Below are 12,697 nucleotides of genomic sequence, written 5' to 3' on the forward strand. Positions count from 1 at the left end.
ATCTCGACTATAACGCAGATCGTACAACCTTAGCCTTGAGAATCCTCTATTTTTTGCATGCACGCAACATATCAAAATATTCGTAACCTCTATGTTGGTATATATACCTCGTATATACTTCGCGCCTTAAAAAGAGACAGAGAATCCCATGAAAACTTATATTCCCGGTAAAGACGCCGCTTTAGAAGAATCCATCAATGCGTTTGAAGCCAAATTGAAAGTCGCAGGTTTCAATGTAGAGCCTGTTTCATGGCTTAATCCGGTACCGAATGTCTGGTCTGTGCATGTCCGTGATGTTGATGCGCCGATGAACTTCACCAACGGCAAAGGTGCCAGCAAAAAGGCGGCACTGGCTTCTGCACTTGGCGAATATTTCGAACGTCTGTCATGCAACTATTTTTACGCCGATTTCTACTTGGGTCAGGACATCGCTGAATCACCTTTCGTTCATTACCCGAACGAAAAATGGTTTCCATTGACCGATGATGACACTCTGCCAGAAGCCCTTCTGGATGACGCAATGCGCGCGTTTTACGATCCAGAAGAAATGCTAAATGCCAGTGATCTGATTGACCTTCAATCGGGCAATGAAGAGCGCGGTATCTGTGCCCTGCCGTTTACTCGTCAGGCCGACCAACAAACCGTATATGTTCCTATGAATATTATCGGTAACCTGTATGTCTCTAACGGCATGTCTGCCGGCAACACGAAGACTGAAGCGCGTAGCCAAGGTCTATCAGAAGTGTTCGAACGTGCAATCAAAAATCGCATCATTGCCCAACGCATCAGCATGCCAGAAATCCCAGAAGCGGTGATCGCTCAATACCCAAGTATCAAAGCATCGATTGACGCCTTGGTAGAAGAAGGATTCCCTATTGGTGTTTATGATGCATCGATGGGCGGTAACTACCCTGTTGTTTGTGTCACTTTGTTTAACCCGAACAACGGCACTTGTTTCACGTCTTGGGGTGCACACCCTCGTTTTCAGGTTGCACTAGAACGTACTGTCACCGAGTTGCTGCAAGGCCGAGGCCTGAAGGATTTGGACGTGTTCGAAGCACCTTCGTTCCACGACGAAGATGTGGCAGATCACCACAACCTCGAAACTCATTTCATTGACTCGTCAGGCACCGTATCTTGGGACATGTTTAAAGACACACCTGATTACGCTTTCACCGAGTGGAACTTCGACGGCACGTCTGAGGAAGAGGTGGAATGGCTGCTTGGCAAACTACACGCAGAAGACGCCGATGCTTACATCGCGGACTATGACCACTTAGGTGTGAATTGCTGCCGTATCATCGTTCCAGGCTGGTCAGAAATATACCCACCGGAAGAAGTACAATTGTGCAACAACAACCGTGGCACTGACTTGCGTGATGCAATGAGCATGTTGTTGGCAACTGGTTTTGCTGACGAGGAAGTCGAATCACTGTTTGATGTGCTGGAAATGTCAGACTTTGACGACAGCTACATGGTGTGCGAACTGATGGGCATTGCACCTGATGCTGGCAGTGCTTGGAAATCACTGACCATTGGCGAGCTGAAATGTCTGTTAGCGCTTGCGATGGGCGATCTAGAATCAACGCAAGAGTTTGCCGCTTGGAGTTTAGAGTACAACGCTACAATCTATAGCAAAGAACGTCTGAACTTTATGCGTTGCCTGATCGCGAGTCTTGAGCTGGCGCAAGATGAAAATCGTGATCCCGCGGAATATCGTCGTGCATTTGGCTTCATCTATGGTAACGCGATCACGGAAGCGGTATGGAGCTCCATTACCGGTGACATCCGCTTCTTTGGTCTTGAAGCGCCAGAGCCAGACTTGACGAGCTTTAGTGCGCATCAAAAGCTGCTTGGTTCGTACCATAAGCTTCAGGTAGCCAAGTCTCGCGCTGCGAGCTGAGCCCCACCATCGCAACAGTAACAATAACTAAGCTGGTCATTTGTCTGTGACCAGCTTTGCAACCTTTTCTCGCCACACTCTCTACTCTTCAACATTCACAGTATAATCGCGGGTTCACCACGCATTTATAGCACATCCCAACCACCTCAAACTGTAATTTAATTACAAAATAATCATTTACAGCCCTAATTATGTCGATTAAATCCTCTCCCAGGTCACATTTTGTTATTTTCAAACCATCCAGCTTGTAATTTATTTTCACGAAAATGATCTAAATCAAGTTTACAAAAGACACCTTTGTTAGTATTTCAGTAACTAATTTTAGCCTCACACGAACACGTTTTTGGCAGCCTAAATCGCCAAGCAAAATTCTAACAATGTGAGAGGCTCTATCTGCATTGATTGCTTTTGTACGAAGAGGACTTTATGTCAATCCAAGCTCCATCAGAGCAAGCTGGCGACCAGGCGCAAAGCGAATACCAAGCTAAGCACCGTCCGGCTTCCGAGTTCGCAACACGTTCAGATTATCTGGACCACGAACTTCAAATCATGAACCCGCGCCGCTACAAGCTAAACCTTCCTGGCCGTGACTTCCGTTTCGAGCTCGAAGACCTTGTTCCTGCACTTGCTGGTACCATTGGTATCATCGCGATGTACTCTGCGGTAATGATGTCTTGGGCCGAAGGCTTAACAGCCGCATGGGACCACATCGAACTGGGTAAACAATTCGCCATCGAAGTCGCCCGTGTAGAAATGCTTATTCCAGCATTTCTGTTCTGTGTTCTTGCATCGGGTTTCATCAACCCTCGCGCGAACCTTGCAGGCAACCATGGTCCTATGATCCCTCTAATCGGCACGATCGCTCTTGCCGGTGCTCACCCTCTTGCATTAGCAATTTTGATTGGTGTCTTTGGTCTGGCGTTGAGCTTCCTCAAAGGGGGGTCCAAGCTGGTTAACCTCACCTCTGAAGGTACTGCTGGTGGCTTGCTGATCTTCCTGGGTCTAACAGGTACCGTAAGCCAAATCACCTCTATCCAAGAATGGGCTGTAGGCATTCAATCGCCAACGGTTGAAGCGGGTAGCATGGGCTATGTAGGTCTGATTGTTCTTGCAGTGACCATTGCGCTTTACGCACTTCTTGCAAAATACAACAAGCGTTGGTTAGCGATTCCAGTCTGTGCATTTACAGGTCTGGTTATTGCGCTTGCGCTTGGTACAGGTTTTGACATCCAATTTGTAACAGAAACAGGTTTGCCAAACCTGAACCCTGTGTACTGGTGGGGTTCTACCTCTGAAGGCTGGATGCTTGGTATGCCAAACGCCCAACACTTCATTGCATCGTTGCCATTCGCCATTCTGGCTGTTGCTATGTGGTCTCCAGACTTCCTGGGTCACCGAATTTTCCAAGAGCTGAACTACCCGAAGAAAACTGAACGCGTACTGATGGATGTCGATGACACCATGACCATGTGTTCTATCCGTCAGATGGTAGGTACTGCGGTAGGTGGTGGTAACATCACGTCATCTTGGGGTACGTACATGATCCCAGCAGCGATTGCGAAGCGCCCTATCCCTGCGGGTTCTATCCTGCTTGGTCTATTGGTGATGATCATCGCTATCCTAGGCTTCCCTATGGATGTCGCTGTATGGCCGCCAGTAATGCGCGTTGCTCTGCTAGTAGGTGTATCACTTCCTCTACTTGAAGCTGGTATGCAGATGGTGAAAGATTCTAAATCTTCACAAGCAGCAGGTATCTGTATCTTCGGTGCTGCGGTTGTTAACCCTGTACTGGCATGGGCACTGACAATGCTACTGGACAACAACGGTCTGATCGGCGATAAAGAGCGCGCTGAGCGTCTGTCTTTCGTTGATAAAATCGTTATCCCTGTTGGTGTATTAGTGATCTGTTTGGTCGCTATGCTGGCAGTAGGCATGTTTGAAGACCAGTACGGCATTCCAGCTCTACTGTAATCTCCGTTTGGGCAGCCTAAATTGGCTGCCCAAATTGCTATCCAAAACTGGGTAAGAGAGCGTAAAATCAAGCACGTTTCGAATTAGCGTTATTGCTTTTATCGTTTTTTAATTCGCGTACTGTCCACTGCGTTTAACAGTGGAGTGGTTTAAAGCTGCTAAGTACTTGTTTTCTTCTACTAAAAAGGTAGGTACATCATGTCTGAGCAATTTGCTAAAGCATGGGAAGGTTTCGCTGAAGGCGAATGGCAGAAAGAAGTCGACGTTCGTGACTTCATTCAGAAGAACTACACCCCTTACGAGGGTGATGAGTCTTTCATGGTTACTGAAGGTACTGAAGCGACTAACAAGCTTTGGGAAAAAGTCATGGAAGGCATCAAGCTTGAGAACTCTACTCACGCGCCTGTAGACTTCGACACTTCTGTTATCTCTACCATTACTGCTCATGACGCTGGTTACATCAACAAAGATCTGGAAAAGATTGTTGGTCTGCAAACTGAAGCGCCACTGAAACGTGCACTGATCCCTAACGGTGGCGTACGTATGATCGAGGGTTCTTGCAAAGCGTACAACCGCGAGCTAGACCCAATGGTTTCTAAGATTTACTCAGAATACCGTAAGACTCACAACCAAGGCGTATTCGATATCTACACCCCAGATATCATGAACTGCCGTAAGTCTGGTGTTCTGACTGGTCTGCCTGACGCATACGGCCGTGGTCGTATCATCGGTGACTACCGCCGCGTAGCACTGTACGGTATTGACTTCCTTCTGAAAGACAAAGCTAAGCAATTCCATTCGCTGCAAGCGAAACTGGAAGCTGGCGACGATCTGCAATTGACTATGCAGCTTCGTGAAGAGATCCAAGAGCAATACCGTGCTCTGAACCAGATTAAAGAAATGGCCGCAAAATACGGCTACGACATCTCTGGTCCTGCAACTGATGCTCAAGAAGCTGTTCAGTGGCTGTACTTCGGCTACCTGGCTGCTGTTAAGTCTCAAAACGGTGCGGCAATGTCACTGGGTCGTACTTCTACGTTCCTTGACGTGTACATCGAGCGTGATATCGCTGCTGGCAAAATCACTGAAGTTGATGCACAGGAAATCATTGACCACTTCGTAATGAAGCTGCGTATGGTTCGTTTCCTACGTACTCCTGAGTACGATGAGCTGTTCTCTGGTGACCCAATCTGGGCAACCGAGTCAATGGGTGGAATGGGTTGTGACGGTCGTACTCTGGTAAGCCGTACTAACTTCCGCTTCCTGAATACTCTATACACCATGGGTCCAAGCCCAGAGCCAAACATCACTGTACTGTGGTCTGAGCAACTGCCTGACGGCTTCAAGCGTTTCTGTGCGAAAGTATCTATCGATACTTCTTCTATCCAGTACGAAAACGATGACCTGATGCGCCCAGATTTCGACAACGATGACTACGCTATCGCTTGTTGTGTATCTCCACAGGTTCTTGGTAAACACATGCAGTTCTTTGGTGCACGTGCAAACCTTGCTAAAACCCTGCTGTATGTAATCAACGGCGGTGTGGATGAGAAACTGAAACTGCAAGTTGGTCCTAAGCAAGCACCGATGACTGACGAAGTTCTGGACTTCGACAAAGTTTGGGCTGGTCTAGACAACTTCATGGATTGGTTGGCAACTCAGTATGTGACCGCATTGAACGCGATTCACTACTCTCACGACAAGTACAGCTACGAAGCCTCTCTGATGGCTCTGATGGATCGCGACGTATACCGTACTATGGCGTGTGGTATCGCAGGTCTGTCTGTAGCAGCTGACTCACTGTCTGCTATCAAGTACGCAAAAGTTAAACCAGTTCGTGACGAAGACGGCATCGCTATCGACTTCGAAATCGAAGGCGACTATCCGAAGTTTGGTAACAACGATTCACGTGTTGATGACCTGGCTTGTGAAATGGTTGAGAAGTTTATGAACAAGATTCGTAAGCTGAAAACCTACCGCAACGCGGTTCCAACTCAGTCGATCCTGACCATCACTTCTAACGTTGTATACGGTAAGAAGACAGGTAACACGCCAGACGGTCGTCGTGCAGGTGCACCATTCGCACCAGGCGCAAACCCAATGCACGGTCGTGATGAGAAAGGTGCAGTAGCATCTCTGACATCAGTAGGTAAACTGCCATTCGCTCACGCGAAAGACGGTATCTCTTACACCTTCTCTATCGTACCTAACGCGCTAGGTAAAGATGGTGACACTCAGAAAGCTAACCTTGCTGGTCTGATGGACGGTTACTTCCACCACGAATCTGGTATCGAAGGCGGTCAGCACCTGAACGTTAACGTACTGAACCGTGAAACACTGGAAGATGCTGTTAAGCACCCAGAGAAGTACCCGCAGCTGACTATCCGTGTATCGGGTTACGCAGTTCGCTTTAACTCTCTGACTGCAGAACAGCAAAAAGACGTTATCGCACGTACTTTCACTGAATCTCTATAATCTGAGCATTCATTGAACAAAAACACCTCCCTCGTGGAGGTGTTTTTTTATGCCCAAATTTACACACATCCATCGTTTTAACCGCATTCCGTTCTGTCGACGTTCCTACAATTCCCTTCCATACTGAGAGTTAGCAAAAACTAAAACAATAATTTGAACGATACATGGATAACCTTTTGTGGGGAAACATGAACATACTGCTCGTAGAAGACCATCCCTTTCAGCGTGATGTTATCGCTGGTCAATTAATGCAGCTCATCTCCGGTGATGATGCCCTGCTAACTGCATCAGACGGCAATTCAGCGATTGAGCAAATCATCGAATACAAGCCAGATTTGATATTCTGCGATCTCGACCTGCCTGACATGGATGGCATTAAGTTACTCAGTAGTGCCGCCGATCACGGTTTCACTGGCTGCATAGTGATCACCAGTTCAGCATCGCCGAATTTGCTCGATACTGTCAAAAACATGTGTGAAAATTTTCACCTAAATGTACTAGGAACACTGCCAAAACCAGCCACGATCCCCTTGCTCAAGTACTACCTGAACCTTGCCATCGAACACGACACCAACTTCCCTGCTGATCTTGTTCCCTTGAGCGAGTCTGAAGTGCTAGATGCCTGGAAAGCGGGGCTTTTCGAAACCTGGTTTCAACCCATCGTGCGTTTCATCGATGGCGAGTGGGTTGCGTGTGAAGCACTTCAGCGTTTACACCATCCTACGCGAGGTATATTAACCCCTCACTCATTTTTGCCTCAGTTACTCTCTCTCGGGCTGGAAGGTGAACTTACCTTCAAAGTGATTGATGATGTCATTGAGCATCAACAGTATCTATTCAATCATCCTGTCGGCGTAAATATTTCAGTAAATGGCCTCATTGCGTTCGATTTCATTGATCGACTGTTGGAAAAAACGAAAGCATGTCCAGAACTAAATCGCCGTATCTATTTTGAGCTCCATGAACCGGAACACTTTGAGCAAATTGGTCAGCTGCAAGAGGCCGCATCACGGCTCCTTTTGCATGGTTTCAAGCTCGCCATTGATGATTTTGGATCCGGCTATGCCACTTTGCAGCAAATAGAGTTCGTGCCTCTCGATTCCGTGAAGGTAGGGTTAGGTTGCGTGCTGCCGATGTTAAGCAGTCGTACGTCCTTGGCATTAGTTGAAGCCAGTGTCTTGGTTGCCAAGCGAATAGATATCGCCTCTGTTGCGGAAGGCATAGAGTGCATTGAAGTCTGGCATGCACTCAGAGATATGGGGTGCGACTACGGCCAAGGCTATTTCATTGCCAAGCCTATGCCAGCAAAAGACATCCATGAATGGAAACCCCTTTGGCGTTCGGTTCTTGATAATCGTTCCGTCTGTCCCCCGATGGTTATCAACACCATTTAGTGCCATTTCCAGACGCAGCGCTATCCGCTCTGCGTCTAGAACCTGCTCATCTTTTCACCATCCACCTTCTCTGCGACGGGTTTACCGTCTACCACGTAGAGTTCCGCTTTAGGTGGTAGCGATTCTGTAATAAAATAACACCTTACTTTTTACAGTAGTTTATTGGAGAATCTCATGTCGGTTATTGGCCGCATCCACTCATTTGAATCTTGTGGAACCGTAGATGGTCCTGGCATTCGCTTTATCGTGTTTATGCAAGGCTGTCTTATGCGCTGTAAGTACTGCCACAACCGTGATACATGGGATCTCGATGACGGCCGTGAGGTCTCGGTTGATGAAATCATGAAAGAAGTGGTGACTTACCGCCATTTCATTCGCGCTTCGGGCGGTGGCGTCACAGCGTCGGGCGGCGAAGCCATGCTTCAACCAGAATTTGTTCGCGACTTCTTCCGTGCCGCACAAGCCGAAGGCATCCATACCTGTCTGGATACTAACGGTTACATCCGAAAGCACACTGATATCATTGATGAAGTTTTAGATGCATCAGATCTGGTAATGCTCGATCTGAAACAAATCAATGATGAAATTCACCAAAACCTGATCGGCGTACCCAACAAGCGTGTTTTGGATTTTGCGCGCTATCTGCATCAACGCGGCCAGAAAACCTGGATTCGCTATGTCGTTGTACCAGGCTACACCGATGACGAAGATTCAGCACGTCGCCTTGGCGAGTTTATTAAAGACATGGATAACATTGAGAAAATCGAAATGTTGCCATACCACCAGCTCGGTGAGCACAAGTGGGAAGCGATGGGTTACGAATACGAACTGAAAGACGTCGGCCCACCGAAGAAAGAAACCATGGACATGCTGAAAGGCATTCTGGAAGAATACGGTCACAAAGTGATGTATTGATCCAACTCCGAAGACCGGCCTCGCGCCGGTTTTTTTATGCCTTTAGGCCAAGCTTTAGATCACTAGGGGGACGAGCGTTATTTATCCGGAGACAAATACTCCCTATCGTAAAACGTCCTTAGCCAATGCGGCCTGTATACCGCCAACATTGAGACTGCCATGCCATTCAATAAGCCTTCGGGAAACCACACTAACAGCGCCAGCATCAAATAGTTGTTCACAATGGTATCCCAACTGTGCAGCCCAGAAATCCAATACCCTGCAGACACCACGCACAAGTGAAGGACAATCGTGAACGCGGCATTAAAAAAGCCCGCAACAAAGATATAAATAAAAAGGTGTCTTGAGAGATAGTGATACGTTAGCCAAAAGATGCCATAGCTGATCAATGCGGGTATCACTGCCGTCGTAAATGCGTACAAACCAACATCAGCAACGGGAAGCAGGCCAAATGTCACCATGAGTGCCAAAGGAAGAATACTGATCCAGATAGCGATTCTTGGACCATGACAAAGGGTTAATACTGTCATGCCGAGAATGTGAATATCGAGCCCCCTGCTGATCCCCGCTTTCAATGCCCAAAGACAAAACAGAATCAAACCACTTGAAAAAACAAAATGCTGATAACGTTGGTCATTGCGAAGTTTTTTCCATCCAATGGTCGAGCGGCTGATCCATAGCGCCACGACAAATAAGCACCATCCCAATGCTTGCCAATAAATCATCCTTCTCGCTTACACCTCGTTTTTTACACTTTGTAGCAATTTAAAAATTTAAGCCAAGAAATGCACGTATTTCCCGTTGTGAGATCAAAAAAACACCCCGAATGAGCTGCTAATCTGTAGCACATGAATTGCCAAACTTGCCGACTAAAACGAATAAATAACCGCTTGTTTGGATAAGGGATTTTTTACTTTTTGAGGCCACTTTTATGGAAATGACCGCAGCTCAACGCCTAATCCTTTCTAACCAGTACACACTGATGTCTCAGATGGATCCGCAAAACGCGGAAAAATACCGCCGCCTACAGACCATTGTAGAGCGTGGTTATGTACTTCAAATGCGTGAACTGGATAAAGACTTTGGTGAACTGTCGGAAGACATGTGTCGTCAAATTATCGATTTTATGGAGATGCACCATGCACTTCAGGAATCACATCGAATTCTAGAAGACCATTCACGTTGTGAGTGCGATGTAGATGCACGCCGCCTTCAGTTTTGGGGATTTGACGCCGCCACCGAGCCGCACCTGATGCACTATGTGCGCTTCCTGACAGAGAGTGAAGGTCTGTACCCACAATTTGAAAAATCTCTGCACCATTTCAACAGCCAAACACCTATGCTAGAAAAGTATCAACGTATGTTGAAAACATGGCGAAACTGCCCTCGCCAATACCACTTATGTGGTACGGAGATTTGCCAGATCCTTAACGCATAAGTCTCGCGTTAACCCAAAAAAGTCGCTGTCCCAAGCGGCTTTTTTGTTACTAATACTCGAAAATTCGCGTCGAAAATAACACCCACTTTCGATACAAATCTTAGCGAAATCCAACCCAAACCAGACGCCGCCTACTTTCTCAAAAGTCACAACACATTTTTATCGTCACCAAAAAAAATTTTAATTTGCATCCAGCGCAAATCGGTTGTCTAATCGCCACGCACCCGACTTATTGAGAGTCAACTCATCGAGGTGTATACGGGCTTGTAGAGCAACGAAATAAACTACAGATTGCTACTATGATCAGCCGTTTTTCTCTGTCATACCGTGCTTATAGTCCGCACGGCCTTTTTAGGAATGGCAATGAAATCTATCGCAAACAACGAGATTCAGGCAGCTGGTCTGAAAACCCTTTGCGACACCGCAGTTAATCTCCATCCGCAAAACAAACCCCAGTCCCTGTCGACACCCGTTCGCAGGAAAAGGGCATCGTTAAAGCGAACACGCAGCGCGGACGCCGTGCTCCTTGATTTGTCGCTTCAGATGCCTGAATAAGGTCTGCCAGCGTTAACCATTTTTATCTGGTACGAGCTACCGGTGACGGACTTTTATTGTCTGCCGTCACTGGCATTTTCTCGTACCCAATCACCGATGAGGAAGTAACATGAGTGATTGGTCAATTAATGACGCCCGCGATGTCTATAACACGCCATATTGGGGTCAAGGTTATTTCGATATTAACCAGCAAGGCGAAGTGGTTGTTCGTCCGAATGTGAATCAACCTGATAACACTGTCGCCCTATCGTCGCTGGCGGATGAGCTTATCGCGAAAGGTGCCTCGCTACCTGTGCTGGTGCGTTTCCCTGAGATCCTGCATCACCGTGTAGACAGCCTGTGTGCACACTTTAACGATGCAATTGCGGATTACGGCTATAACGGCGAATACCTGTTGGTTTACCCCATCAAAGTAAATCAGCAACAAGCGGTCGTTAGCGAAATTTTAAAGAGCCAGTATGCGCGCCAACAACGCCAACTGGGTCTGGAAGCAGGCAGTAAGCCTGAGTTACTGGCAGTGCTGGCAATGGCACGTCAGGCAAGCTCAGTGATCGTCTGTAACGGTTACAAAGACCGCGAATACGTGCGCCTTGCACTGATCGGTGAAAAGCTGGGCCACGAAGTGTATATCGTGCTCGAAAAGCTCTCAGAGCTCGATACCGTACTGGAAGAAGCCAAGGCACTGGGCGTGAAGCCACGTCTGGGTCTGCGTGCGCGTCTTGCCTCACAAGGTAAAGGCAAGTGGCAAGCAAGTGGCGGAGAGAAATCCAAGTTCGGTCTGTCAGCGTCTCAGGTACTGACCGTCATGGACAAGCTGCGTGAGCTGGACATGCTGGATACCCTGCAACTGATGCACTTCCATTTGGGCTCACAAATGTCGAACATTCGTGACGTTCGTTCGGGTGTCAACGAAGCTGCACGCGTGTTTGCTGAGCTTTACCAAATGGGCGCAGGCATCACCACGTTAGACGTGGGTGGCGGCTTAGCGATCGACTACGAAGGTACGCGTAGTCAAAGCAGCTGTTCAATGAACTACAGCCAGCGTGAGTACGCGAACAACGTTGTATTTACCATTGGTGACGTCTGTAAAGAATACGACATCAAAATGCCGCGCATCATTTCCGAGTCCGGCCGTAACCTGACCGCACACCATGCTGTTCTGGTAACCGATGTGGTCGGCGTAGAAAGCTACCAGCGTGAAGAAGTGTTCGCGCCAGAAGACAATGCCCCCCAAATTCTGCACAACATGTGGCGTTCGTTTAAAGAGCTGAGTCAGTCAAGCGACCATCGCTCACTGGTTGAGATCTACCACGACAACCAGAACGATCTGGCAGAAGTACACATTCAGTTCTCTATGGGTCTGGTGAATTTCTCAGAACGCGCATGGGCAGAACAAATCAGCCTGCGTATCTGCTACGAACTGTCTTGCAAAATGTCACACAAGAACCGCGCACATCGCCCAGTTCTTGATGAACTAAACGGCCGCCTTGCCGACAAGTTCTTCGTGAACTTCTCGCTGTTCCAATCGCTGCCAGATGCATGGGGTATCGAGCAAGTATTCCCAGTATTGCCACTGAGCAAGCTGGATAAGGCTCCAGAAAGCCGCGCTGTGATGCTCGACATTACCTGCGACTCTGACGGTGCGATTGAGCAGTACGTAGAAGGCCAAGGTATTGAAAGCACACTAGCCGTACCTGCATGGACGGATGAAGAACCGTACCGCATGGGCTTCTTCCTCGTCGGTGCATACCAAGAGATCTTGGGTGACATGCACAACTTGTTTGGCGACACAGACGTCGCGACGGTTCGCTGCAAAGACGACGGCGGCTATGAGATTGAAGGTGTTGAACGCGGCGACAGCGTCGGCGACGTACTGCGATATGTACACCTGGATCCAAACCAGTTCCTTGAGCAATACGAAGAGATGGTGAAAGAGCATCTACCAGAAGAAGAACACGAATCTATTCTGGCGGAAATGGCAGAAGGCCTGAACGGCTACACCTACCTCGAAGATATTCGTCACGCGTAATTATTTCTGGCCGCTAG

9 protein-coding genes are annotated in these 12,697 nt (G+C 47.9%); 8 read left to right on the forward strand and 1 reads right to left on the reverse strand.

The window, feature by feature from the left end; translation table 11 throughout:
* The first annotated feature begins 148 nt into the window (after positions 1–148).
* The 5 genes from ycaO to pflA all read left to right on the forward strand — a co-directional run bounded on the left by ycaO (position 149) and on the right by pflA (position 8,658).
* Positions 149–1,903, forward strand: coding sequence for a 30S ribosomal protein S12 methylthiotransferase accessory factor YcaO (gene ycaO / locus B5D35_RS09875; protein ID WP_078752417.1), 1,755 nt, complete (start codon positions 149–151; stop codon positions 1,901–1,903).
* Between the two features lie 426 nt (positions 1,904–2,329).
* On the forward strand, positions 2,330–3,874 hold the full coding sequence (locus tag B5D35_RS09880; RefSeq protein WP_078752418.1) for a DUF3360 family protein: 1,545 nt from the start codon (positions 2,330–2,332) through the stop codon (positions 3,872–3,874).
* Positions 3,875–4,072: 198 nt separating this feature from the next.
* Positions 4,073–6,349: a formate C-acetyltransferase gene (pflB, locus tag B5D35_RS09885; RefSeq protein WP_078752419.1), complete on the forward strand. Its 2,277-nt coding sequence runs from the start codon at positions 4,073–4,075 to the stop codon at positions 6,347–6,349.
* Between the two features lie 188 nt (positions 6,350–6,537).
* Positions 6,538–7,743: an EAL domain-containing response regulator gene (locus tag B5D35_RS09890; RefSeq protein ID WP_078752440.1), complete on the forward strand. Its 1,206-nt coding sequence runs from the start codon at positions 6,538–6,540 to the stop codon at positions 7,741–7,743.
* A gap of 174 nt (positions 7,744–7,917) precedes the next feature.
* On the forward strand, positions 7,918–8,658 hold the full coding sequence (pflA, locus tag B5D35_RS09895; protein WP_078752420.1) for a pyruvate formate lyase 1-activating protein: 741 nt from the start codon (positions 7,918–7,920) through the stop codon (positions 8,656–8,658).
* A 77-nt stretch (positions 8,659–8,735) separates the two neighbouring features.
* Here the strand turns inward: pflA and B5D35_RS09900 are convergent, their stop codons facing one another.
* Positions 8,736–9,383 carry an energy-coupling factor ABC transporter permease gene (locus B5D35_RS09900; protein WP_078752421.1) on the reverse strand — a complete coding sequence of 216 codons (648 nt, stop codon included), beginning with the start codon at positions 9,381–9,383 and terminating at the stop codon, positions 8,736–8,738.
* A 206-nt stretch (positions 9,384–9,589) separates the two neighbouring features.
* Here B5D35_RS09900 and B5D35_RS09905 point away from each other — a divergent pair, with 206 nt between their 5' ends.
* From B5D35_RS09905 to speA, 3 genes are all read left to right on the forward strand, one after another.
* Positions 9,590–10,096: a YfbU family protein gene (locus tag B5D35_RS09905; protein ID WP_078752422.1), complete on the forward strand. Its 507-nt coding sequence runs from the start codon at positions 9,590–9,592 to the stop codon at positions 10,094–10,096.
* A 363-nt stretch (positions 10,097–10,459) separates the two neighbouring features.
* Complete coding sequence (locus B5D35_RS09910; RefSeq protein ID WP_078752423.1) at positions 10,460–10,651, forward strand: hypothetical protein; 192 nt, start codon at positions 10,460–10,462, stop codon at positions 10,649–10,651.
* A gap of 109 nt (positions 10,652–10,760) precedes the next feature.
* Positions 10,761–12,680, forward strand: coding sequence for a biosynthetic arginine decarboxylase (gene speA, locus B5D35_RS09915; RefSeq protein WP_078752424.1), 1,920 nt, complete (start codon positions 10,761–10,763; stop codon positions 12,678–12,680).
* Positions 12,681–12,697 lie beyond the last annotated feature (17 nt).

Origin of the sequence: Enterovibrio nigricans DSM 22720, assembly GCF_900167155.1 — a bacterium.
GTDB lineage: Bacteria > Pseudomonadota > Gammaproteobacteria > Enterobacterales > Vibrionaceae > Enterovibrio > Enterovibrio nigricans.